Genomic DNA, 23,135 nt, shown 5'->3' on the forward strand with positions numbered 1-23,135 from the left:
GAAGGGGGGCGATTGTAAACGTTATGGCGGGCGCAGCTCCAACATCAATGTTGGATGTGCCGACGCTATCGCGAGCAGGCTCGCTCCCACAGGGGGGAGCCGGGTTGATTGCAGGATCTGTGGCCGCCAGAAAGATCTGTGGGAGCGAGCTTGCTAGCGAAGGCGGTGTGCCTGTCACAGGGGTGTTGGATATGCTGCCGTCTTCGCAGGCAAGCCCGGCTCCCACAGGAGGCCGGGTTGATCGCGAGATCTATGGTCGCCAGCAGCCTCTGTGGGAGCGAGCCTGCTCGCGATGGCGGTGTGCCTGTCACAGGTGCGTTGCATGTGCTGCCGTCTTCGCAGGCAAGCCCGGCTCCCACAGGAGGCCGGGTTGATCGCGAGATCTATGGTCGCCAGCAGCCTCTGTGGGAGCGAGCCTGCTCGCGATGGCGGTGGGTCAGCTTTAGACCCGGAACTGCTTGAGCAGGCCGTTCAGCTGTTCGCTCAGTGCCTTGAGGCGCGTGCTTGCCAGGCTCGATTGTTCCGCCGCCAGGGCGGTGCTGTGGGACAGGCCGGCGGCCTGGGTGACGTTCTGGTTGATGTCCTCTACCACGTGGGCCTGTTGCAGGGTGGCACTGGCGATGGAGGCGTTCAGGCTGTTGAGATTGCGCAGGGCCTGACCGATGGCGTTGAGGCTGGCACCCGCCAGGCCGGCCTGTTCGATGGTCAGCTGCGAGGCGCGGCTGCTGTCGCTGATGACTTTCACCGCGGCTTCGGAGTGAGTTTGCAAGCGCTCGATCATCCCCTGGATCTCGGCGGTGGACTTCTGCGTGCGCTGGGCCAGCAACCTCACCTCATCAGCCACCACCGCAAACCCCCGGCCTTGCTCCCCGGCGCGAGCGGCTTCGATCGCGGCGTTGAGGGCCAGCAGGTTGGTCTGTTCGGCGATGGAACGGATGACCTCCAGCACGCTGCCGATCTGGGTGCTTTCGCTGGCCAGGGTACGAATCACTTCAACCGCTTGGTCGATGGTCTGGGAAAGACGGTCGATCTGCTGCAAGCTACCATCGATGTTGACTTGGCCCTGCTGGGCCTGGGACTCGGCGTCGCGCATTTCACTGGCGGCATGTTCGGCGTTCTTGGCCACATCCTGGACGCCATAGGTCACTTCGTTGATCGCCGTGGCCACCAACTCCATCTGCTGCGATTGCTGTTGGCTGCGCTCCTGGGCCTGGGCGGCGTCGCTGCCCAATTCGCTGGACGATTGCCCCAGGGCGCTGGCAGAAACCTGCAGCTGGCTCACCACCTCGCGCAGCTTGGTCGTGAACGCGTTGAAGTGGCGCGCCAGTTGGGTGACTTCATCCTGGCCATGGGTGTCGAGGGTGCGGGTCAGGTCGCTTTCACCGCTGGCAATGTTGGCCATCGCGTTCACCGTCTCTTGCAGGGGCCGCACGATGCTGCGCACGATCAGGGTCAACAGCAGGCTCATGATCAGTGCGATCGTCAGGCCCACCAGCGAGGCCTTGATCAGTTGGGCCAGGAACTCGGCCTGTACGTCATCCACGTATACGCCCGAACCGATGATCCAGCCCCAGGGTTCGAACAGTTTGACGTAGGACGTCTTGCCGACCGGTGCCTCGGCGCCCGGTTTCGGCCATAGATAGTTCACCATCCCGGCACCCTTGGCCTTGGCGATGATGACCATCTCGTTGAACAGTGCGAAACCGTTCGGGTCGCGGATCGCCGAGAGGTTCTGGCCCTCTAGCTTCGGGTTGGTCGGGTGCATGATCATGACCGGGGTCAGGTCATTGATCCAGAAATAGTCGGTTTCGTTATAGCGCAGGCCACGCACGGCACTGAGGGCCTGTTTCTGGGCGGCTTCGCGGGTCAGGGTGCCGGCGGTTTCCAGGCCATGGTAGTAGCTCAGCACGCCGCTGGCGGTCTGGACCACATGCTGGGTTTTCTGCACCTTGGCCTGATAGAGATCGCTGTGGATCTGTTTCAGCATCAGGGCACCCAGCGTGAATACCATCAAGATGGCCACGACGAGGATGAGCCACAAGCGTCGGCTGATCGACACATTGCGCAAGCTATTCATACGCTGTCACTCCAGTTTCTTGTTCTTGTCATCCACGGCCGGTGGATTGCCCCCTGGGCCATAACGCGTCGGCGTTATGAGGGCTTGTCTGATAGGATTTCGGCCTCGCGGCGCAAAACCTGAGCCTGCCTTTGATTTTTCATTGGTTTTTTGGGCTATGGCGCAGTTATCGTGCACCCGCTGCTCGTAAGGGCATGACTCTTGATTATCGATGAGGTCCTGCTGACAGGGCCTTTCTTGGGGGATGAATGGATTTGTGGACTGCCTTTCAGGCACTGATTCTTGGCATTGTAGAAGGTCTGACGGAATTCCTGCCGATTTCCAGCACGGGGCACCAGATCGTTGTCGCCGACTTGCTCGGGTTCGGTGGGGAACGGGCCATGGCGTTCAACATCATCATCCAGTTGGGGGCGATCCTGGCAGTGGTCTGGGAATTCCGGCGCAAGATCTTCGATGTTGTGTTGGGTTTGCCCACCCAACCCAGTGCCCGGCGGTTTACCGCCAACCTGTTGATCGCCTTCCTGCCAGCCGTGGTGCTGGGCGTGCTGTTTGCGGATCTGATCCACGAATACCTGTTCAACCCGATCACCGTGGCCGCCGCGCTGGTGGTGGGTGGTTTCATCATGCTGTGGGCCGAACAGCGCCAGCATGAAGTACACGCCGAAACGGTGGACGACATCACCTGGAAAGATGCAATCAAGGTCGGTCTGGCCCAGTGCCTGGCGATGATTCCCGGCACCTCCCGTTCCGGCTCGACCATCATCGGCGGGTTGCTGTTCGGCCTGTCGCGCAAGACCGCGACCGAGTTCTCCTTCTTCCTGGCCATGCCGACCATGGTCGGTGCGGCTGTCTACTCGGGCTACAAATACCGCGCGCTTTTCGTACCGGCGGACTTCCCGGTGTTTGCCATCGGTTTCGTCACCGCGTTCATCTTCGCCATGATCGCCGTCAAGGGGTTGCTGCGGTTCATCGCCAACCACAGCTATGCGGTGTTCGCCTGGTATCGGATCGTGTTCGGCTTGTTGATCCTGGCGACCTGGCAATTCGGTTGGGTCGACTGGACAAGCGCCCGGCCATGAACGATTCCGGCACGCGCAGGCACGCGGCCCGCAATAATGGGGGCCGCGTGCAGAACCTTCGGCTCAAGTTGATCGTATTGGCGCTGCTGTGCGCGCTGCCGCTGACGGGCTCGCTGTTGCTCGGGTTGCAGGAGGCATCATGGGTGCCTCTGACGGCCTATGGCGTTGTCAGCGTCGTGGCGTTCCTGCTGTACTGGAGCGACAAACGCAAGGCCCGTTCCGACGTCTGGCGTACCCCCGAGAACGTACTGCACGCCGTGGAGCTGGCTGGGGGTTGGCCTGGCGCGTTGCTGGCCCAGCAGGTCTTTCGGCACAAGACCCGAAAGGTGTCGTTTCAAGTGGTGTTCTGGTTCATCGTGCTGCTGCACCAGGTGTTCTGGGTCGACCAGTTGTTCCTGGGCGGCCATTTGCTGGCCTGGGGGTAATGTCACGGCAATAGCAAACCGACCTGCGTGCGCTTGGGCAACTTGCTGACCACGAGTTGGTGGGAGCGTCGTAGCAGGCCATGCAGTTCCTCGGCACCCAAGGGGTAGGGGGTGTGCATGATGATCCATTGCGCCCGCGCCAGATACGGGGCGGGATGGATGCCCGGTCGGTCGCAATGTCCCAGGAACAGGTCCTTGTCGACCTTGAACGCCAATGAATCGCTGCGCAGCCCCTGCAAGGCGAACATCTTGTTTCCGGCGATGGAAAACACCCGCACGCCGCCCCATTTGTAATCTTCCCTGGCGCCAGGCAAACCCAGGCAAAACCGCGCGACATCCTCTTCGCTCAAACTCATAACGTCCTTTCTCCACAAAGATTGAAGGCTTCCACCAGGTGGTCGAGCCATGCGCGTACCGCCGGCAACATGCCGCGTCGATGGGGATAGACCGCCTGCAGCCAGCCATCGGGCAGCGACCATCCCGGTAGCAATTCCACCAGTGTGCCGTCCTTCAACTCCTGCTCGCAATACATGCTCGGTAATAAGGTAAATCCCAGGCCGGCAAGGACGCAGGCGCGGCGGACAATGAAATCGTCGATGCCCAGGCGTGCTTCCAGGGCCAGTTCAGCGACCTGTCCGTCGGCACTGTGCAGGCGCAGATGTACCAGGCGATCGCTCTCGAGCGCCCCGAGCACCGGGACCTGTTTGAGGTCATCGGGTGTTTCGATCCGCCGCCCTTCGACGAACGTCGGGCTGGCGACCATGATCAACCGCGCCTGACGCAAGCGGCGGGTCATCAGCAACGGGTCTTCGTCACCCAGGTCACGCACCCGCAACGCTACGTCGATGCCCTCGCTCACCAGGTCAACGCGGCGATTGAGCAGGATCATCTCCAACTGGACCTGAGGATATTTTTCCAGGAAGTCGGCCACCACCCCGGCCAGTATTTCGTGGGCCAGCCCCACCGGGCTCGAAACCCGCAGCCGACCACGGGGCGCACTGGACATGCTCGCCACCGCTTCGTCGGCCATTTCCGCCTCCAACAACATGGCCTGGCAATGGCGCAGGTAGCGTTCGCCCACCGCTGTCAGTTTCAACTGGCGAGTGGTGCGTTGCAGCAGGCGGGCGCCGAGGCGGTCTTCCAGTTCGGCAATACGCCTGGACAGTCGCGACTTGGGGATGCCAAGGGTCCGTCCGGCTGCGGCGAAGCCACCGGCTTCGACGACTTTGGCGAAATAGTAGAGATCGTTGAGGTCTTGCATGTCGGGCTCGATTGTCCTGTCAGTAGAACGAACTATCGCATCATAGCGGGCTAATCGGCTATTGGTTTCATCGGTAGGATGGTCCCCATTCGATCGCCCGGTAGCGATCCTCATTGGAGAGCACTCATATGAAACTTCTGCACATTGATTCGAGCATCCTCGGCGACAACTCCGCTTCCCGCCAATTGAGCCGTGAGGTGGTCGAGGCCTGGAAAGCCGCCGAGCCGGACGTGGTGGTGACCTACCGCGACCTGGCCGCCGATGCAATCAGTCACTTTTCCGCCCAGACGCTGGTTGCGGCCGGCACCAGCGCCGAATTGCGTGACGCCGCGCAGCAGCACGAAGCCGACCTCAGCGCTGCCACGCTGGCTGAGTTCCTCGCGGCGGATGCAGTCGTGATCGCTGCGCCGATGTACAACTTCACCGTCCCAACCCAGCTCAAGGCCTGGATCGACCGCATTGCCGTGGCCGGGCAGACGTTCAGCTACACCGAAGCCGGCCCGCAAGGCCTGTGTGGCGGCAAGAAGCTGGTGATCGTTTCCACTTCCGGCGGCCTGCATGCCGGTCAGCCGAGCGGTGTGGGTCATGAAGACTACTTGAAGCTTCTGTTCGGTTTCCTCGGTATCACCGACATCGAAATCGTCCGTGCCGAGGGCCTGGCCTACGGTGATGACATGCGCAACAAGGCCATGAGCGAAGCCAAGGCGCAGATCGGCGAACAGTTCGCCGCCGCGTAAGGCTTGCACAGCGTCATCAAGCCCTGAAATCCCGGTGGGAGCGAGCCTGCTCGCGATAGCGATGTACCAGTCACCTCCATGCTGACTGACCCATCGCTTCGCGAGCAGGCTCGCTCCCACACTGGTTTTGGGTCGCTGTGAGATTTGCATTCAGCACGACTTTACTGTGGGAGCGAGCCTGCTCGCGATAACGGTGTACCAGTCACCTCCATGCCGACTGACCCACCGCTTTCGCGAGCAGGCTCGCTCCCACATTGGTTTTTCGGTGGCCGTGAGGTTTGCATCACCCCCTTTGCACATTGATGAATATCGAAACCTTCGTAAAACGCTGTATTCTGTTCATCGGGCTTTTGGCGCAGGTCGTGCAAGTCCAGGCAGCGAGCGACGGGGCCTTCCTGTCCGCTGGTGAAGGTGGATGATTCGATGACACGTCTTGGTGCAGGGATATTGCTTTGTCTGCTCGGCAGCCTGGTTACGGTGCAGGCTGCACCGGCGCTGCACCCCAATTGGAGTGCCGGTTTTCACGAGCTGAGCTTTCTCGATCCGCTGGATCACCAGCCGATGCACGCCATCGCCTTCTATCCGTCTAACGCCCGAGCGCAAACCAGCCAGCTGGGTGGCTATCAGATCGACGCTGCACCGGACGCCCAGATTGCCATCGGCCGCTTCCCGATGTTGATGCTGTCCCACGGCAACACGGGGACACCGCTGGCCCTGCATGACCTGGCCACTTCGCTGGCACGCAAGGGATTTGTCGTGGTCGCGGTGATCCACCCTGGCGACAATGCCCAGGACCATAGCCGCTTGGGTACTCTGAGCAACCTCTACGGACGGCCGATCCAGATTTCCGAGGCCATCACCGCGACGCTGAACGATCCGATGCTGTCGCCGTTCGTCAATGCCGGGCAGGTGGGGGTGATCGGCTATTCCGCCGGAGGGGAAACCGCCCTGATCCTGTCTGGCGCCACGCCCGATCTCAATCGCCTGCGCCGTTATTGCCAAGAGCGGCCGGACGACCGTGACGCCTGCAACACCCAGGGCGAGCTGATCGCCGACCGCGACGATCTGCAACCGATGGCCGACCCCAGGGTGCGGGCATTGCTGTTGATGGCACCGTTGAGCCTGAAGTTCGGTCGCCATACCTTGGCCGACGTCCATGTGCCGGTGCTGCTGTACAGCGGCGATGGCGACAAACTGGTGGCCTTCGACAAGAATGCCGCGGCACTGGCCCGTAAACTGCCCACCGCGCCGGATTTCAAGACCTTGGCCGGGGCAGGGCACTTTGTTTTCCTGGCACCCTGCACCGAGGAGCAGATTGCCACGATGCCGGCGCTGTGCACCGATGCCGATGGCGTCGACCGCAAGGACATCCACCGCACCATGATTTCCGAAGCCGGGCGCTTCTTCAGCCAGGCCCTGGGCAAGCCGAGCCGGGCCGGTATGCGCACCGCCGATCAGTAAGCGGTTTTTTCGGCGCGTCGACGCAGCAGCAGGGTCAAGCCCAGCCCGGTGATCGACAGCAAGGCGGCGCAGAAAAAGATCGACGAGTAGCCCAGGTTCAACGCCACCGCCCCCATCAATGGCCCGGCAATCGCCAAGGCCAGGTCGAAGAACACGGCATAGGCACTCAACCCCGCGCCACGGCTGGTGTTTGGCACTTGCTTGATGGCTTCCACCCCGAGTGCCGGATACACCAGCGACAGCCCGAAACCGGCCAGTCCCGCCCCCACCAAGGCGAACGCGGGGGAAGGCGCCAGCCAGAGCAGCACCAGCCCCAGGGTTTCGATGCTCATGCAGGCGATGGCCGAGTTGAAGCCACCGAAACGGGCAATGCTGGAAATGAACAGCAATCGCGAAAGAATGAAGCAGATGCCGAACACCGTCAGGCACCACGCTGCGCCGATCCAGCCACGGCTGACATAAAACAGGGTGATGAACGTGGTGAGCGTGCCGTAGCCGATCGAGGCGAGGCTAAGGCTGGCCCCGTATGGCGCAATGCGTCCGAACACGGCCCGGAAGGGCAGGCGTTCGCCACGGACCACCGGCACCGAAGGCTTGTTGCGGATCAACAACAGCGCCGCGCCGGCCAACAGTGACAGCGCGATGCCCAGGCTGCTGAAACCCAGGTTACCTACCATCACCACCCCCAGCGGGGCGCCGATGGCGATGGCGCCGTAGGAGGCAATGCCGTTCCAGGAGATCGCACGGGCCGTGTGCTCCACGCCGACCTGGCCCATGCACCAACTGATGGTGCCAACGCCAATCAAACCTTGGGCCACGCCGAGCAACAAGCGGCCGGCAATCAGGATCACCAGGCTCGGCAGCGGCAGACTTTGCAACAAGGTGGAAATCAACGTCAGCACACCGCTGAGCATAATGCCCGACAACCCGTAGACGATCGCCCGTTTGGTCCCGACGCTGTCCGACACCCGCCCGGCCATGGGGCGGCTGAGCAGGGTCGCCAGGTATTGCGAACCGATGGTCAGGCCAGCCACCACGGCACTGAAGCCCAATTGTTCATGGACATACCCTGGCAACACGGCAATCGGCAGGCCGATGCAAAGGAAGGCAATGAAGGTGTAGAAAACGATGGAAACGATCTGCAGGGTGATCGACAGGGAGCTGGGGGTGGCTTGCGGCGTAGACATGGGCTCGTTCGCGGGCGGCGGCAGAAGAGCTTCATCATGGCGCGGGGAGAGAAGAAAAGAAAGCTGGCTAACTAAATACGCGGATTGAAGATCACCGCAGATCCCCTTGTGGGAGCGAGCCTGCTCGCGATGGCGGTGCGTCAGTTGATCAAAATCCCGGCTGACACACCGCCATCGCGAGCAGGCTCGCTCCCACAGGTCTTGTGCCCTTGAAATGAAAAAAGCCCTGTCACATTGGACAGGGCTTTTCACTTGCGGCTTGCGGCTCAGAGCTGCTCTTAGAACATCACACCCTGGCTGCGCAGGTAGTCGTCATAAGTGCCGCTGAAGTCGACCACGCCATCAGCGCTCAGCTCGATGATACGGGTGGCCAGGGACGAGACGAACTCACGGTCGTGGCTGACGAAGATCAGCGTGCCCGGGTAGTTTTCCAGCGCCAGGTTCAGCGCTTCGATGGATTCCATGTCCAGGTGGTTGGTCGGTTCGTCCATCACCAGCACGTTCGGTTTCTGCAGGATCAGCTTGCCGAAGAGCATGCGGCCCTGTTCACCACCGGAGATGACCTTGACCGACTTGAGGATCTCGTCGTTGGAAAACAGCATGCGGCCCAAAGTGCCACGGATCATCTGTTCGCCCTGGGTCCACTGGCCCATCCAGTCGAACAGGCTGACATCGTCGGCGAAGTCGTGGGCATGGTCCTGGGCGTAGTAGCCCAGTTCCGCGCTCTCGGTCCACTTCACCGAGCCGGCGTCCGGCGCCAGCTCGCCCATCAGGGTACGCAGCAGGGTGGTCTTGCCGATACCGTTGGGGCCGATAATCGCCACGCGCTCGCCGGCTTCGACGGTGAAGCTGAAGTTCTTGAACAGGGTCTTGCCGTCGAAGCCCTTGGACATGCGCTCGATGGTCACTGCCTGGCGGTGCAGCTTCTTGTTCTGCTCGAAGCGGATGAACGGGCTCACGCGGCTCGATGGCTTGACCTCGGCGAGCTGGATCTTGTCGATCTGCTTGGCGCGGGAGGTCGCCTGCTTGGCTTTCGAGGCGTTGGCCGAGAAGCGGCTGACGAAGGTCTGCAGTTCGGCGATCTGGGCTTTTTTCTTGGCGTTGTCCGACAGCAACTGCTCGCGGGACTGGGTCGCTGCGATCATGTACTCGTCATAGTTGCCCGGGAACAGGCGCAGCTCGCCGTAGTCCAGGTCGGCCATGTGGGTGCAGACGCTGTTCAGGAAGTGCCGGTCGTGGGAAATGATGATCATGGTGCTGTTACGCGCCGTGAGAATGTTTTCCAGCCAGCGGATGGTGTTGATGTCCAGGTGGTTGGTCGGTTCGTCGAGCAACAGCACTTCCGGATCGGAGAACAGCGCCTGGGCGAGCAGTACCCGCAGTTTCCAGCCTGGCGCGACTTCGGTCATCGGGCCGAAATGCTGCTCCAGCGGAATGCCCAGGCCCAGCAACAGCTCACCAGCTCGGGATTCGGCGGTGTAACCGTCCATTTCGGCGAACTCGGTTTCCAGCTCGGCCACGGCCATGCCGTCTTCTTCGGTCATTTCCGGCAGCGAATAGATGCGATCGCGCTCAGCCTTGACCTTCCACAGCTCTTCGTGACCCATGATCACGGTGTCGATGACAGTGAATTGCTCGTAGGCGAACTGGTCCTGGCGCAGTTTACCCAGGCGCACGTTCGGCTCGAGCATGACCTGGCCGCCAGACGGTTCGAGGTCGCCGCCGAGGATCTTCATGAAGGTCGACTTGCCGCAACCGTTGGCGCCGATCAGGCCGTAGCGGTTGCCCGCGCCGAATTTGACAGAGACGTTTTCGAACAGCGGCTTGGCGCCGAACTGCATCGTGATGTTAGCTGTAGAGATCAAAGGTTTATCCTGCGGAACATTCAGAGTAGCTAAGGGTGCGGCAGTACCTGTTCAGTACCTGTCTGCGCCGATCCACAACCGTGCAAAGGCGGCGCGGTCACAGGCGCAAGGGTCCATCCGGCATAAGAGGACAGCAGCATACGAAGCGCCGAGCCCGAATGGATGTGCGCGAAACCGGTTCACGGTGTCGGCCAAAAGGGGGGCGCATAATATTTGGCGGCGATTGTACTGATCTGGCCGCGTTAACGATAGGGTATTGCCCGGGCAAGACAGTTTTTCACAAATGAGGATAACTTTCAGTTACAACATGTGACTAAAATGCCATCTCTCTTGATGCGTCTCTTTTGCCGCTTGGTTGGCCAGGGGACGCAACCCGTTCACTCCAGTGCGTGACGATTCCGTGAAACTCATCATTGCTGCGATCTACATCCTGTCCATCGGCTATGTACACCTGCGCGGACGCGTGCGGCACAAGCTCGGACGCCAGCTAAGCGACCATTCGTCTTTCCTGGCGCCTGTCAATTGCCTGCTTTACCTGTGTTCGAAGTTGCCCAACAAGCCGTACCTGAACCCGGCGGACTTCCCTGACCTGAGCCCCCTGCAGGCCCATTGGGAGGAAATCCGCGCCGAGGGCCAGAGCCTGTTGCAGGCGGGGGCGATCAAGCGCTCAAATCAATACGACGACGTGGGTTTCAATTCGTTCTTCAAGACCGGCTGGAAGCGCTTTTACCTGAAATGGTACGGCGACAGCCACCCCTCGGCCATGAAGTTGTGTCCACGCACCACTGAACTGGTGCAGAGCATCGGTTCGATCAAGGCGGCGATGTTTGCCGAGCTGCCGCCCGGTTCCAAACTGGTTCGGCACCGCGATCCGTACGCCGGGTCCTATCGGTATCACCTGGGCCTGGAAACCCCCAACGATGCCGGTTGCTATATCAATGTCGATGGCGAGCCTTACCATTGGCGCGATGGCGAGGCGGTGGTCTTCGACGAAACCTTCATTCATTACGCCGAAAACACCACTTCTCAGAACCGCATCATTTTGTTTTGCGACGTCGAGCGGCCAATGCGGTTCCGCTGGACAACGGCCTTCAATCGCTGGTTCAGCCGCACCGTGATGGCCGCTGCGGGTGCGCCTAACGATGCCGGCGACAAGACGGGTGGATTGAACCGGGCGTTCTCCAGGCTCTACAAGATTCGCTTGCAGGGCAAGGCCCTCAAGAAGCGCAACCGAAAGTTGTATTACCTCCAGAAGTGGGCGTTTTTTGGCGGCCTGCTGGCGGTGTTCATCTGGATCTGAAGTCTTGCCAGCTCCTACCAAGAGCATTTGTTCACTCCCCGGGTTTTTCTGCGTCCAGTTGTTCCCACATCCTGGCGGTGATCCGTTGGCGATGGCTGTAGCCTTCCCATGGATCGGCGCCCAGACCTCTGGCCCGTTCGAGGGCCGTCTGGATATCCCATTGCTGGGCATTGCGCAGGCCGTCGAGTTCAGCCCTGGCGATTGGCATCGATACCGGTAGGCCCGGCCGGGCGCGTACCGAGTAGGCAGCCACCGTGCTGGCGCCTCGGGCGTTGCGCAGGTAATCGACGAAAACCTTCCCGATCCGGTTCTTGGGTCCCATGGTTGCGGTGATCCGCTTCGGCATCTGCCGGGTCATGAATTGCGAGATGGCTTTCGCGAAGGCCTTGGTGACATCCCAGCTTTCGCTTCGCGCCAACGGAACGATGATGTGCATGCCTTTGCCGCCGCTGGTCTTGAGGAACGCCTGCAGGCCCAGCTCATCGAGCAAGGACAAGGTCATGCGAGTGGCCTCGAGCATGGCACTCCAGGGCAGCGACGGGTCAGGGTCCAGGTCCAGGACGAACAGGTCCGGCGTTTCGATCCGGTCGTGAGTGGCGGTCCAGGTGTGCAGTTCCACCGCGCCCATCTGCGCCGCACTGATGAGGGCCTGGAGACTGTCGATTTCCATCAGGGCGGCATGACCTGGGTCCAGTCCCGGATCCAGCTGCCGGATATGAGGAATTTCCAGGCGATCGGCGTGCTTCTGGAAGAACTGTTCTTCGCCGATTCCGTCGGGTGCCCGCAACAACGCGACGGGCCGCAGTTTCAGATGGGGCAGGAGCCACGGTGCGATGTCCGCGTAATACTGCGCCAGTTCGACTTTCTGCACGCCACTGAGGCTGTCGATGACGCGCTCTGGATGGGTGATCTTCACGCCGGCGACTTCCACGTCGTGCTCCTTGCCGCCGCGCTTGGGTTTCGACGTCCTGGTTTTTTTCGGCAGAGGGTGCTCGCGGACAATCTTTTCCGCCGGCATATCGTCGAGCATGTCCACGAAAGCGGCCTGGCGCACAAGGCCGCCGGCGGTCCATTCGGTGAACTCGATCTCACAGACCAGAGCAGGCTCTACCCACTGCACGCCACGCCCCTGTGTCGGCTTGACAGGTTTGGCCAGGGGCGAAGCATCACGCTCCTGGGCGGCAAGTTGCTCATGCAATCGTTTGATTTCATCCTGGCTGAACCCGCTGCTGACCCGCCCGGCATACACCCACCCCGCGGGGTCCTTGACTGCGAGCAACAAGGCTCCGAAGCCGTTGCGCCTGCCTTGAGGATGGGTGAACCCGACGATCACGAAAGTCTGGCGCAGCCGGCACTTCAGGTTGACCCAGTCGCTGCTGCGCCGTGACACGTAAGGGCTACCCTGGCGCTTACCGACTACACGGTCCAGGGAGAGGGCGCTGGCGCTTTCCAGAATCTCATCCTCGTTGGCGAAAAAGGCTTCGGAGAAGCGCAGTCGCTTGCCACCGTGATGCTTGAGCGCTTTTCTCAACGCCGCGCGCCGCTCTTCCACAGGCGTCTGTCGCAGGTCCTCGCCGTTGAGAAACGGTGCGTCGAACAACACGTAGACCATGTCTACGGTGCGGCCGATCTCGAAAGCATCTCGCAGGGCCGCCATGTCGGACTGGCCGGTTTCGTCGAGCAGCACCAGGTCACCGTCCAGCCAGCTGTCTCCCAGGTTCAGCTCGGCCAGGGCCTCGGCGTGCAACTTGAGGCGTTCGGTCCAGTCTTGATGATCGCGGCTGAACAGGCGGATTTCGCCTCCCTCGATGCGGGTCAGCAACCGATAGCCATCAAATTTGACTTCATAGCGCCATTCGCCCGACGGCGGTTGCTCCACAGGTGTTGCCAGTTGCGGCAACAGCCGTTCTGGCAGGCGCGTGTTCTGATGCGCCCGGATTCGTTGGGTGCGGCTGGTAGCGGTTTTCTTGGATGTACGGGCAGATTCACTCTCGGCCTTGGCCATGACAGGTTCCCTTGTATCGCTGGCGTCCGTGGTTTAGCCCCGGGAGGCTTTGGTGGCTTTTTTTGCGGGAGCGGATTTGGCCTTAGCAGGTTTTGCGGCGGCCTTTGTGGCAGGCTTGTCGGCGGTCTTGCCTTTGCCGCCCAGGCTGCGCTTGAGCAGTTCGGTGAGGTCGATGACGTCCGCGGTCTTGCGCTGTTCTTCGCCGGGGTCGGTCTCCACCGCTTCGAGCCGGCCTTCGTTGGCCTTCTTCTCCACCAGCTCCATGATCTTGTCCTGGAAACTGTCCCGATAGTTCTGGGGTTCCCAGTCGGCGCTCATGTCTTGCACCAGGCGCTTGGCCATTTCCAGCTCGCCTTTGACCAGGTTCGGCTTGGTAACCTCGTCGCCCAGTTCGAGGATGTCCAGCTCACGCACTTCCGCCGGCCAGCGCAACATCACCAGCACCAGGGCCGACTCCAGGGGCATCAGTGCCGCCAGGTGCTGGCGGGTATGCAATACGACGTGGGCCAGGGCCACCTTGTTGGTCTTGACCAGGGTTTCGCGAAGCAAGGCGTAGACTTTGCCGCCACGCTTGTCAGGGGCGAGGAAGTAGGGCGTGTCGATGTTCTGCAGTGGAATCTTTTCGCTGTCGACGAAGGAGAAAATATCGATGGTCTGGGTGGACTTGGGATGGGCGGAGCGGATTTCTTCTTCGCTGAGTAGCACGTACTGGCCTTTCTGGTACTCGACGCCCTTGACGATGTCTTCCTTGGTCACCTCTTTGCCTGTGACCTTGTTGACCCGCTTGTAGCCCACCGGGTCCATGCTGCGCTTGTCCAGCCAGTCGAAATCCACACCTTGGGACGACGTCGCCGAGACCAGTGCCACGGGAATGTGGACCAGCCCGAAACTGATTGCGCCTTTCCAGATTGCCCGTGCCATGGTGCGGTTTCCTTGCCGTGAAGGGTTCTCTCTGGTGACCTTCCGGCCTTTGAAAAAGTTTCCATGGCGCGCCGGCTGGCGGTGTGGCAGGGCGGCGCCTCTTCGATGAATACCCACCCGGAAGGTGCCCTGTGGGAGCAAGCCTGCTCGCGATGGCGGTGTGTCAGTCAACATAGCCATCGCGAGCAGGCTCGCTCCCACAGGATTGCTCTCAGAGAAGCCTCGTTACATCTTCAACCAGACATTTCGCTTAACAACCGTGAACCTGCGCGGTAGCGTGTTTTCGATATGCCTGAGCGATTTCCGCGAAGCAGGGAGGTACCGATGAACAGGCTAGTACTTGCGATCACCACGCTATTACTGAGCACCATCGTTCAGGCTGCTGCACCCGGCCAGGGCCCCATGGTCGTGGCTCAGAATCTGCCGGGCAACAACAACCCCTATAACAACCCCATACGTCGGGCCAATCCCAACAGCATGCAGGGCACCCAGCCCAACGTACCGACGATCCACAACAACCCGACGGTACCGGTACCCCGTCGACCGACCCTGGAAAATGGCGGTATCGGCAACGGCTACCCGCGTTCGGGGCCGCCGCCGGGTTCGCCCAGGCCCACCATCGAATCCGGTACGCCACCCAGAAACTCGAACGACAGCAATCGCTAGGTTCTGTACGAAAAGTCTTGAGACGAAGGTCAGGCAAGGCGAAAACAGCCGAGGAACGCCCGGGGTCGCGTCCGACTGTACTGGAGTACATGAGCATTCCGAGGCTGTTTTCAACGCAGCATGAACGAGTATCAAGGCTTTTCGTACAGAGCCTAGTCGTCTTGTTTCCATCACAGAAGGAAGTGTGCATGTTGCGTAAGACATTGCAGGCCGCGCTTTGCGCCAGTGCCGTCCTGATCCTTTCCGCGCCGGCCTGGGCCGCGCAAACCCAGGTACTGAAGAGCGAGGAGGGCAGCGTGGAGGTGACCACCGTGGTCAGAGGCTTGAAGCACCCCTGGTCCGTGGCGTTCCTGCCGGGGCAGCGGGGCATGCTGGTCACGGAGCGACCGGGCAATCTGCGCCTGCTGAGCCCCGAGGGGCGGCTCTCGGCGCCATTGAGCGGTGTACCTGAGGTGTGGGCCAACGGCCAGGGCGGCTTGCTGGACGTGGTGTTGTCACCTGACTTCAAGCAGGATCGCACCGTATACCTGTCCTACTCCGAGGCTGGCAAGGACGGCAAGGCCGGTACCGCCGTGGGACGCGGGCAGCTCTCCGAAGATTCGAAGCGCCTGGAGAACTTCGATGTGATTTTCCGTCAGCAGCCCAAGCTTTCCACGGGTAATCACTTCGGCTCGCGGCTGGTTTTCGATCGGGAGGGTTACCTGTTCATCACCTTGGGGAGAACAACGACCGCCCGACGGCCCAGGACCTGGACAAGCTGCAAGGCAAGGTCGTGCGCATCTACCCGGACGGCAAGGTGCCGGATGACAACCCCTTTGTCGGCCAGAAGAATGTCCGTCCCGAGATCTGGTCCTATGGCCTGCGCAATCCCCAAGGGGCTGCACTCAATCCCTGGAGCGGCACATTGTGGGAAAACGAGCATGGACCCAAGGGCGGCGATGAGCTGAATATCATCGAACGCGGCAAGAATTACGGCTGGCCGCTGGCGACCCATGGCATCAACTACTCCGGTGCGCCAATTCCCGAAGCCAAGGGCAAGGATGTAGAGGGTGCGCTTGGCCCGCACCATGTCTGGCAAGTTTCGCCGGGCCTCAGCGGCATGGCGTTCTATGACAACGAGCGTTTCAAGCCTTGGCAGCACAATGTCTTCATCGGTGCGTTGGTGTCCCGGAATCTGATTCGCTTGCAGATGGAAGGCGACCAGGTCGTGCACGAGGAGCGTCTGCTGGGCGAACTCCAGGAGCGGATCCGCGACGTGCGCCAGGGGCCGGATGGTTATCTGTATGTCCTAACTGATGAAGACGACGGTGCACTGTATAAAATCGGGCTTAAATGACCCGGGTCGAATCCTGTAGGCGCCCGGAAAAATGGAGGGAGCGAGCCTGCTCGCGATGGCAATGTATCAGTCGATAGAAATGTTGACTGACACACCCTCATCGCGAGCAGGCTCGCTCCCACAAGGTCCGGTTTCTCTGGTTCTTACGAAATCGGCCGCAGATAGACGCCGTTGCTCAGGTTCTGCTTGAGATGGTGGCTCGTGTCGTCAGCCAGCACTTCCGGCTGATCATTGATCAGCCCCTCAAGCACGCGTTGGACCACATCGTGCGGGGATGCCTTTGGAACGCCTTCGATGCCTCGTGTCATGTCGGTGTCCACGAATGCGACGTGCACGCCCACCACCAATGTGCCCTGGGCGGCCAGGTGCAGGCGCAGGCCGTTGGTCAGCGACCAGGCGGCCGCTTTACTGGCCGAATAGGTAACGGTGCCGGGGAGATTGACCCAGCTCAGGGCCGAGTGCATGTTGACGATGGCGCCGCCGCCGTTCGCTGCCAGGATCGGCGCAAAGGCCTGGCTGGTGGCCAGCGGGGCAATGGCATTGATCTCGAATTCATGGCGCAGGGTTTCCAGGCTGATGTTGCCTCGTTCCTGGCCTTCCATTCCGCTCACGCCTGCGTTGTTGATCAATAGCGTCAGGTCCGGCGCTTGAGCGACGGCCGCGGCGATGTCTTCGGGACGAGTGACGTCGAGTTTGATGGGAATCACGTTGGGTTGGGCGTCGATTGTCCCGGGGTCACGTGCTGCGGCGTAGACCTTGGCGGCACCGGCCGTCAGGAGTGCTTGCACGAAAGCCTTGCCCAAACCACGGTTGGCGCCGGTTACCAGCGCCACGCTGCCTTTGATTTGCATGTTGAATCTCCAGTTGTTGACGAAAAGGAACAAAGCGGCGCACGGGCGCCTTGGCGGTTTATCTGGCGAGACTGCCTCGCAGAATGAACAGGACCAGCGCAATCATGCAGGCCATGGCCTGGATGCCGCCCAGGGCCGTGACCGGCGCAAAGGGCAAGACCGAGGCCAGCCAGGTGCTCAGCGCGGCAGCGCCCATGGAGATGAAGCCGAACAGTGCGGAGGCCATTCCGGCCTCTTTGCCGAAAGGCCCCATGGTGATGGCGGTACCCAGCGGATTGGCGAGTCCCATGCCCCAGAGGAATGTCACCATCGAGAGGGCGTAGCGCCCAAGGCCTGGATCGGCAGGCCCCGCGAGAAGCAAGCCGCCGCCGGCCATGGCGCAGGCAATGCCCAGGAGGGTGACGATGCGGGGACCGTGGCGATGGGCGAGGCGGGGGGCCGCCATGCCGGCGCCGAACACGACGAATACCGTGGCAGCGAAATACAAGCCAGTCTGCAATGACGTCAGGCCGATCCCTTTCATCAAGATGGCAGGTGCCGCGGCGAACGAGGCAAACAGCCCGCTCATCAGGAGGCTCATTGAGACGGCTGGCAGGATGAACCGCTTATCCAGCGCCAACCGTCCATAGGCACGAATCACGCGCATGGCTGAGAGCGGCGCCCTGCGATCGGCTGGATGGGTTTCTCCCAGGCCACGAATGTAAAAGAGCGCGAGGACAACGGCGGCCAGTCCCACAAGGATGAAGATGGCGCGCCATCCGAGTACGGCCGATAGCACGCTGCCCGCCAGGGGGGAAAAACCAGGCGCAGCGGCGGTGGCGATCATGGTCAGGGACAAGGCACGGGCAAGAGCTTCTCCCTCGAACAGATCCCGCGCAATAGCCCGCGACAACACCGAGGCTGCGCAGACGCCCAGCGCCTGGACGACGCGTCCGGCGATCAGCACGTCAAGATCGGTGGCAAGCCCCCCGATAACGGTGCCGACCACGAATACCAGCAGTCCGCCTAGCACCAGTTTCTGGCGTCCATAGCGATCGGCCAATGGCCCGACGATGAGCTGGCCCAAGGCGAACGTGATGAAGAAGCTCGACAGCGTCAGGCCCAGTTCCCGCGCACTCACACCGAGGTCTTCACCAATGATCGGAAATGCCGGGAGAATGATGTTCGTGGAAAGTATGCCGATGGCCGCCAGGCCTGCCAGCAGGGCCACAATTCGTCCGGTCAGCGGCCTCAGGGTCTGTGTAGCCTCATTCGCGAGAGCGGTCGTCATGGCGTAGCACTCTTTCAGGTGGGTTGTGGCAGATCGGTCGTGGATGAAAAGCTGATCGATATTTTTGTCGTAATATATGATGCTTGTCATATTTATCGCCGAGCATGATGATCATCATGCAATTCGTCAAGCCAAACATTCAGGATTTGCCATGAGATATCCCCCAGGCCTGACCGCAGAGCGCTACCAGACAATCCTGGAAGAGGCCTCCCGACTCTTTCGCGCCAAGGGGATCGCCGGGGCAAGCATTGCTGAGGTGATGAAGGCTTCAGGCCTCACCCATGGTGCCTTCTATGCGCATTTCGATTCCAAGGATGCGCTGGCTTGCGCCAGTCTCGAACGTGCGATGGACCAGTTGGCGCTCAAGATCGAGGAAACCATCGCCGGCAGTGTTGCTCCGAAGGAGGCGGTCCTGGCCTTGTACCTCAGTGAGCGGCACCGTGATCATCCGGAAGCAGGCTGTGCAATGCCTGCGCTGGCTGTCGAGGTGGCGCGCGAGCCGGGGATGCGGCGCGCCTTCACCCGTCGGGTTGCCGGGATGATTGCCTCTTTCAGGTCCCGTCTGCCCTGGCAGCGTGGCCGCTCTCGTGAAGATCAGGCCATCAGCTTCCTCGCTACGATGGTGGGAGCAATGGTGCTGGCCCGGGCAGTCGACGATCAGTCATTGTCCGACCGGATCCTGCGTGCGGCACGGGAGCAGTTACTCGACGCCGACAGGGAGTACGGGAGCGCAGGGCGGGAGGAGGCGGCAATGTCCGTATCACCGGACGCGGCTGGAGCGCTTCGACCGCAGTCGCTATTGTCTAGCGTGCTAGATAATAACGCGCTACAGGACGCGGTGCCTGAGAATCAGTTGTCCTTTGCCTTGTACAGTGCTTCCAATCGCATGATTCGCCTGCACAAGCCCTTGCTGGATCCGCTGGGGCTGACGTTCCCGCAGTACCTGGTCATGCTGGAACTGTTCCATGATGCGCCCAGGAGTGTCGGTGAGCTGGGGGCCAGGCTCGCGATGGATACCGGGACGATCACGCCCTTGCTCAAGCGTCTGGAGGCGTCGGGCAAGGTGACTCGGACCCGCGACCGGGAGGATGAGCGTCGGGTACTGGTTGCCCTGACCGATGCCGGAGAAGCGCTGCGCGAGGCGCTCTGGGCGGTCACCGACAAGATTGGAACGACCTGCCAGGTCCCTGGCGAACGCCAGGAAGCACTTCGCGATACGTTGGGTGCGTTCGCGCGGCCCATTTGCGGTGACGGTGTCTCTGGCGATCAGGATGTTGGCTGACACACCGCTTTCGCGAGCAGGCTCGCTTCCACAGGCGATTTCAGACGGATGAACGATTCACCATTGACTTGCCAGCAGCGCCCGGCTAATTTCCAGCCATGACTTCTACCGTACTGCGCAGCCAGCCAAGCATTATTACCGCCATTCCTTATTTGGCGGGCTAGCTGACGGCAGCACCCAACCCGCCCTTGAGGCGGGTTTTTTCTTTCTGTCTCCTGGGCCCGATTCAAACCAGGAGACCGCCATGACCGCTTCCCGCCCCGAGCAAACGTTGCTGGAGCAATACGTTAAGAAGATCCTCGCCGCGCCGGTGTACGAACTGGCCGTGCGCACGCCGCTGCAAGCGGCGCCTGCGTTGTCCGAAACCCTGGGAAATCGGATCCTGCTCAAGCGTGAAGACCTGCAACCGACGTTTTCTTTCAAGATCCGGGGCGCCTACAACAAACTCGTGCAATTGACACCGGAGCAGAGGGCCCGTGGCGTCATCACCGCTTCGGCTGGTAACCATGCCCAGGGCGTTGCATTGGCGGCACGGGAGCTGGGGATCTCGGCCTGTATTGTCATGCCCGTGACCACGCCGCAGTTGAAAGTGCTTGGCGTCCGTCACCGGGGCGCCGAGGCGCTGCTGCATGGCGAGAGTTTTCCGTTTGCCCTGGAACATGCGCTGGATCTGGCCCGGCAGACCGGTAGAGAGTTCGTTTCACCGTTCGATGACCCGGATGTCATTGCCGGACAAGGCACGGTTGCCATGGAAATACTGCGCCAGCACGCCGGTGCGCTGGACGCCATCTTCGTCCCGGTTGGCGGTGGGGGATTGATTGCCGGGGTTGCGGCCTACGTTAAATACCTGCGTCCGGACGTTCGCATCATCGGTGTGGAGTCCCAGCATTCCGCTTGCCTGCAGGCGGCTCTGGCCGCCGGAGAGCGCGTCATCCTGCCGACCGTGGGCACCTTCGCCGACGGTGTCGCCGTGGCGCAGATCGGTGCCCACGGCTTCGATATCTGCCGCTTTTGCGTCGACGAGGTGGTGACCGTCAGTGACGACCAACTGTGCGCGGCGATCAAGGACATCTATGACGATACCCGTTCCATCACCGAGCCCTCCGGTGCCCTGGCCGTGGCGGGCATCAAACAGTACGTCGCTCGCACCGGTGCCCGTGGCCAGACGTTGATCGCCATCGACTCGGGGGCCAACATCAACTTTGACAGTTTGCGCCATGTGGCGGAGCGCGCCGGCGTCGAAGCGGTGTGACCCACGACCTGTCATCGCTTTTTTCAACTACCCGACGGATGCCCGGCTCCGCTTTAGCAAATTGGGTCTACTCTAGCTTTCGACAGCAATAAAGTGATTGCACTCTGTATGCAGTTTGCAAGAAGGAAATCGCTGTTTACTTGCATTTTGCACGAGCCTGCCGGCGCACCGGTACGCTAAATGGTTGATTTATATCAAACCAAAATGTGGCAAATGCAGGCATATTTTTTGCGGGATGGTTCAAGAGTTCGCTTCCCGAACTCATTGATCAGAACGCCAAGAAATGAACATACGGCACGGTATTCGTAGTTCAGTCCGCAGGGAAGAAACGGACGAAATACTGTCGTTGTAAACATAAATTGGCCGCCTCAACAGGAGAGAGTTGCCATGTTTTTATCTGCCCTCGAAATGCGCAATATCATTGAAAGCAGTTTGCTGCCCAAGCGTTCGCAATGCACTTTGTCACCCGACTTGACGATGACGATCAAGATTTTCGACGATCATGAAACCGATCGCGTAGCCTTGATCAAGTCCAACATCGATGCCAACAAACTCACGGGCTGTCGGGCGATCAACGACCTGATTGCCGAGTTGCGCACCGAACTCGACCACAACCACGGCAGCGGGAACTACTTTCATCAACAACACCACCGTATGACCGGGCGCTGATCGCGACCTTGTCTTGGTCATCTGACGCCTGGGTCCGGCCAATAACCGAACCCGGCGTCCAGTTGCAGTGTGAAGATGCCACTCAGTCTCCCTTCGTACAGGCATCCGCCAGTTTGCGATAGGAAACATCCCGGGTTTCTCCCATCTTGTCGATATACACCATTTGTGCGGTGATCACTTCGCAATAAGGTGTGGACGGTTCCGTCAGTGACAGCACCTTCTTGATCTCCAATGGCATGCCATAGCGATAAGGCATGGGCTGTGAGGTATTGTCGGCCTGAGCCAGACCGGTGATGCCGGCCAAGCCCAACAAGGACGCGGCGGCGAGTAACGCAGAAGTGTTCATGATCGGAATTCCGCAGCAGAGGGCCTCGACCTGATGCCCTGGCATCGAGGTCTGCCGCGCGGGGCCTTTGCGGGGAGGGCGCGGTCCGGGCCAGTGTCGGAGCGCAGGATTAAAAGGGGGTTAAGCCAGGTGCCTGGCTTTTGATGCTCCCAGGCTGCCGCAATGTTTGAACGAAGCGGCAGTCGCTGGGGCGAGTTGTCAGTTCAACTGCTGGCGATAGGGCAGGTCTGGCCCGGTCTTGCCGCAGGTCAGTGCGGCTGCACGCATGGCAAAGTCGAGCATGGCGCTGATCTGATCCCGGGTCAGCGTCAGTAGACCCTCGACTGAATCCAGTTGCTGTTCGATCAACCAGGTAATCAATGCGGCCTGGAAGGTATCCCCTGCGCCTACGGTGTCGGCGATTGTCACCGAGCAGGCCGGCACCGACCATGTTCCATGGCGACGGCTGAACACGGTTGCGCCCTGGCCGCCACGGGTCAGGAATACCAATTGGCAACGATGTTCCAGCCAGCCCTCGATCACCACCTGAGGATCCCGTTCGGGATAGAGCAGGCTCAAGTCTTCGTCGCTGACCTTGATCAGGTCGGCGTACTCCACCAGCGTCGCAATCCGTGAGCGCCACAGCTCGATGTCCGGCTGCGGGTTGAGTCGCACGTTCGGGTCCAGGCTGATCAGGCGCTTGCCGCTCTCCCGCTGCGCCAGCGCCAACAGGGTATCGCCAATCGGTTGCACCACCAGGCAAAACGAGCCGAAATGCAGGCCACTCACTTCAGGCCCCAGTTCGGGCAAGTGTTGCAGGCCCAGCTGTCGATCCGCGCAGCCTTCACCGCGAAAACTGTAGTGGGGCGAGCCGTTTGCCCCCACGGCGACCATCGCCAGGGTGGTCGGTGCGTCGAAGTCCCGCAGGTATTTTGCGCTGACACCTTCGTTGAGCAGGACCTGCTGCAAGCGCCGACCCAGGAAGTCGGTGGACAGCCCGGCAAACAGCGCCGATTCCACCCCCAGGCGACGCAGCCCTACCGCCACGTTGAACGGCGAACCGCCGGCGATGGCCTTGAAATTAACCTGCGAGGCCGGGCCGCCGCTTTCTTGATCACTGAAGAAATCAAACAGTGCTTCACCACACACCAGATACATGGATGTCT

Annotated in this window: 19 protein-coding genes and 2 pseudogenes; 10 read left to right on the top strand and 11 right to left on the bottom strand. The window is 60.9% G+C overall.

Features of this window, described 5'->3' with window-relative positions:
* Nucleotides 1-442: 442 nt before the first annotated feature.
* The gene (locus tag PCOSP_RS14495) at nt 443-2,077 is read right to left on the bottom strand and encodes a methyl-accepting chemotaxis protein (protein WP_139645458.1); all 1,635 of its coding nucleotides are present in this window, start codon (nt 2,075-2,077) and stop codon (nt 443-445) included.
* Between the two features lie 248 nt (nt 2,078-2,325).
* Between PCOSP_RS14495 and PCOSP_RS14500 the strand changes: the two genes are divergently transcribed.
* Both PCOSP_RS14500 and PCOSP_RS14505 read left to right on the top strand, forming a co-directional pair.
* The gene (locus PCOSP_RS14500; RefSeq protein ID WP_139645460.1) at nt 2,326-3,156 is read left to right on the top strand and encodes an undecaprenyl-diphosphate phosphatase; all 831 of its coding nucleotides are present in this window, start codon (nt 2,326-2,328) and stop codon (nt 3,154-3,156) included.
* Complete coding sequence (locus PCOSP_RS14505) at nt 3,153-3,581, top strand: DUF1294 domain-containing protein (protein WP_464711837.1); 429 nt, start codon at nt 3,153-3,155, stop codon at nt 3,579-3,581. The genes PCOSP_RS14500 and PCOSP_RS14505 overlap by 4 nt, the downstream gene beginning before the upstream one ends.
* A 2-nt stretch (nt 3,582-3,583) precedes the next feature.
* On the opposite strand, the gene PCOSP_RS14510 is transcribed toward PCOSP_RS14505, so the two are convergent.
* Both PCOSP_RS14510 and PCOSP_RS14515 read right to left on the bottom strand, forming a co-directional pair.
* Nucleotides 3,584-3,937 carry an MmcQ/YjbR family DNA-binding protein gene (locus PCOSP_RS14510; RefSeq protein ID WP_055126865.1) on the bottom strand — a complete coding sequence of 118 codons (354 nt, stop codon included), beginning with the start codon at nt 3,935-3,937 and terminating at the stop codon, nt 3,584-3,586.
* Nucleotides 3,934-4,842: a LysR substrate-binding domain-containing protein gene (locus PCOSP_RS14515; RefSeq protein ID WP_464711839.1), complete on the bottom strand. Its 909-nt coding sequence runs from the start codon at nt 4,840-4,842 to the stop codon at nt 3,934-3,936. Before PCOSP_RS14515 ends, PCOSP_RS14510 begins: the two co-directional genes overlap by 4 nt.
* A 128-nt stretch (nt 4,843-4,970) precedes the next feature.
* Here PCOSP_RS14515 and PCOSP_RS14520 point away from each other — a divergent pair, with 128 nt between their 5' ends.
* On the top strand, nt 4,971-5,579 hold the full coding sequence (locus tag PCOSP_RS14520; RefSeq protein ID WP_175362625.1) for an FMN-dependent NADH-azoreductase: 609 nt from the start codon (nt 4,971-4,973) through the stop codon (nt 5,577-5,579).
* Nucleotides 5,580-6,002: 423 nt separating this feature from the next.
* Nucleotides 6,003-7,040 (top strand): alpha/beta hydrolase family protein, encoded by a 1,038-nt coding sequence (locus tag PCOSP_RS14525; RefSeq protein ID WP_139645472.1) that lies wholly within the window; start codon nt 6,003-6,005, stop codon nt 7,038-7,040.
* Here PCOSP_RS14525 and PCOSP_RS14530 read toward each other — a convergent pair.
* Together PCOSP_RS14530 and PCOSP_RS14535 are read right to left on the bottom strand one after the other, a co-directional pair.
* Entirely contained in the window at nt 7,034-8,227 is a 1,194-nt protein-coding gene (locus PCOSP_RS14530) for an MFS transporter (protein WP_464711841.1), read from the bottom strand. The two genes, PCOSP_RS14525 and PCOSP_RS14530, sit on opposite strands and share 7 nt — an antisense overlap.
* A gap of 278 nt (nt 8,228-8,505) precedes the next feature.
* A complete protein-coding gene (locus tag PCOSP_RS14535; RefSeq protein WP_024781069.1) occupies nt 8,506-10,092 on the bottom strand; it encodes an ABC-F family ATPase in 1,587 nt (528 codons plus the stop codon).
* A gap of 400 nt (nt 10,093-10,492) precedes the next feature.
* Between PCOSP_RS14535 and lpxO the strand changes: the two genes are divergently transcribed.
* Entirely contained in the window at nt 10,493-11,392 is a 900-nt protein-coding gene (lpxO, locus tag PCOSP_RS14540) for a lipid A hydroxylase LpxO (RefSeq protein ID WP_464711843.1), read from the top strand.
* A 31-nt stretch (nt 11,393-11,423) separates the two neighbouring features.
* Here lpxO and ligD read toward each other — a convergent pair whose 3' ends face one another.
* Entirely contained in the window at nt 11,424-13,397 is a 1,974-nt protein-coding gene (ligD, locus tag PCOSP_RS14545) for a DNA ligase D (protein ID WP_464711844.1), read from the bottom strand.
* A 33-nt stretch (nt 13,398-13,430) separates the two neighbouring features.
* Nucleotides 13,431-14,318: a non-homologous end joining protein Ku gene (gene ku, locus PCOSP_RS14550; RefSeq protein ID WP_139645480.1), complete on the bottom strand. Its 888-nt coding sequence runs from the start codon at nt 14,316-14,318 to the stop codon at nt 13,431-13,433.
* A gap of 324 nt (nt 14,319-14,642) precedes the next feature.
* Between ku and PCOSP_RS14555 the strand changes: the two genes are divergently transcribed.
* Both PCOSP_RS14555 and PCOSP_RS14560 read left to right on the top strand, forming a co-directional pair.
* Nucleotides 14,643-14,984, top strand: coding sequence for a hypothetical protein (locus PCOSP_RS14555; RefSeq protein WP_464711846.1), 342 nt, complete (start codon nt 14,643-14,645; stop codon nt 14,982-14,984).
* Nucleotides 14,985-15,172: 188 nt separating this feature from the next.
* Nucleotides 15,173-16,320: pseudogene (locus PCOSP_RS14560) on the top strand (PQQ-dependent sugar dehydrogenase).
* Between the two features lie 143 nt (nt 16,321-16,463).
* On the opposite strand, the gene PCOSP_RS14565 reads toward PCOSP_RS14560, so the two are convergent.
* Nucleotides 16,464-17,171: an SDR family oxidoreductase gene (locus PCOSP_RS14565; protein WP_139645487.1), complete on the bottom strand. Its 708-nt coding sequence runs from the start codon at nt 17,169-17,171 to the stop codon at nt 16,464-16,466.
* Nucleotides 17,172-17,229: 58 nt separating this feature from the next.
* A complete protein-coding gene (locus tag PCOSP_RS14570; RefSeq protein WP_464711848.1) occupies nt 17,230-18,441 on the bottom strand; it encodes a multidrug effflux MFS transporter in 1,212 nt (403 codons plus the stop codon).
* A 151-nt stretch (nt 18,442-18,592) separates the two neighbouring features.
* On the opposite strand from PCOSP_RS14570, the gene PCOSP_RS14575 reads away from it, so the two are divergent.
* From PCOSP_RS14575 to PCOSP_RS14585, 3 genes and pseudogenes are all read left to right on the top strand, one after another.
* Nucleotides 18,593-19,723, top strand: coding sequence for a transcriptional regulator, SarA/Rot family (locus PCOSP_RS14575; RefSeq protein ID WP_464708767.1), 1,131 nt, complete (start codon nt 18,593-18,595; stop codon nt 19,721-19,723).
* Between the two features lie 244 nt (nt 19,724-19,967).
* Nucleotides 19,968-20,957: pseudogene (gene ilvA, locus PCOSP_RS14580) on the top strand (threonine ammonia-lyase, biosynthetic); the annotation flags it as partial.
* Nucleotides 20,958-21,362: 405 nt separating this feature from the next.
* Nucleotides 21,363-21,644 (top strand): DUF1652 domain-containing protein, encoded by a 282-nt coding sequence (locus PCOSP_RS14585; protein ID WP_175362633.1) that lies wholly within the window; start codon nt 21,363-21,365, stop codon nt 21,642-21,644.
* Nucleotides 21,645-21,726: 82 nt separating this feature from the next.
* On the opposite strand, the gene PCOSP_RS14590 is transcribed toward PCOSP_RS14585, so the two are convergent.
* The gene (locus tag PCOSP_RS14590) at nt 21,727-21,990 is read right to left on the bottom strand and encodes a DUF2790 domain-containing protein (protein ID WP_139645496.1); all 264 of its coding nucleotides are present in this window, start codon (nt 21,988-21,990) and stop codon (nt 21,727-21,729) included.
* Between the two features lie 198 nt (nt 21,991-22,188).
* A complete protein-coding gene (locus PCOSP_RS14595; protein WP_464708769.1) occupies nt 22,189-23,127 on the bottom strand; it encodes a carbohydrate kinase family protein in 939 nt (312 codons plus the stop codon).
* Between the last annotated feature and the right edge of the window lie 8 nt (nt 23,128-23,135).

It is taken from the genome of Pseudomonas sp. MAFF 730105 (assembly GCF_055380705.1).

Coding starts and splice junctions, on each gene's coding strand:
- PCOSP_RS14565 (WP_139645487.1), bottom strand. CDS start 17,171: ATGCAAATCAAAGGCAGCGTGGCGCTGGTAACCGGCGCCAACCGTGGT.
- PCOSP_RS14510 (WP_055126865.1), bottom strand. CDS start 3,937: ATGAGTTTGAGCGAAGAGGATGTCGCGCGGTTTTGCCTGGGTTTGCCT.
- PCOSP_RS14570 (WP_464711848.1), bottom strand. CDS start 18,441: ATGACGACCGCTCTCGCGAATGAGGCTACACAGACCCTGAGGCCGCTG.
- PCOSP_RS14555 (WP_464711846.1), top strand. CDS start 14,643: ATGAACAGGCTAGTACTTGCGATCACCACGCTATTACTGAGCACCATC.
- PCOSP_RS14500 (WP_139645460.1), top strand. CDS start 2,326: ATGGATTTGTGGACTGCCTTTCAGGCACTGATTCTTGGCATTGTAGAA.
- ku (WP_139645480.1), bottom strand. CDS start 14,318: ATGGCACGGGCAATCTGGAAAGGCGCAATCAGTTTCGGGCTGGTCCAC.
- PCOSP_RS14525 (WP_139645472.1), top strand. CDS start 6,003: ATGACACGTCTTGGTGCAGGGATATTGCTTTGTCTGCTCGGCAGCCTG.
- PCOSP_RS14495 (WP_139645458.1), bottom strand. CDS start 2,077: ATGAATAGCTTGCGCAATGTGTCGATCAGCCGACGCTTGTGGCTCATC.
- PCOSP_RS14590 (WP_139645496.1), bottom strand. CDS start 21,990: ATGAACACTTCTGCGTTACTCGCCGCCGCGTCCTTGTTGGGCTTGGCC.
- PCOSP_RS14585 (WP_175362633.1), top strand. CDS start 21,363: ATGTTTTTATCTGCCCTCGAAATGCGCAATATCATTGAAAGCAGTTTG.
- ligD (WP_464711844.1), bottom strand. CDS start 13,397: ATGGCCAAGGCCGAGAGTGAATCTGCCCGTACATCCAAGAAAACCGCT.
- PCOSP_RS14575 (WP_464708767.1), top strand. CDS start 18,593: ATGAGATATCCCCCAGGCCTGACCGCAGAGCGCTACCAGACAATCCTG.
- PCOSP_RS14520 (WP_175362625.1), top strand. CDS start 4,971: ATGAAACTTCTGCACATTGATTCGAGCATCCTCGGCGACAACTCCGCT.
- PCOSP_RS14505 (WP_464711837.1), top strand. CDS start 3,153: ATGAACGATTCCGGCACGCGCAGGCACGCGGCCCGCAATAATGGGGGC.
- PCOSP_RS14595 (WP_464708769.1), bottom strand. CDS start 23,127: ATGTATCTGGTGTGTGGTGAAGCACTGTTTGATTTCTTCAGTGATCAA.
- PCOSP_RS14530 (WP_464711841.1), bottom strand. CDS start 8,227: ATGTCTACGCCGCAAGCCACCCCCAGCTCCCTGTCGATCACCCTGCAG.
- PCOSP_RS14515 (WP_464711839.1), bottom strand. CDS start 4,842: ATGCAAGACCTCAACGATCTCTACTATTTCGCCAAAGTCGTCGAAGCC.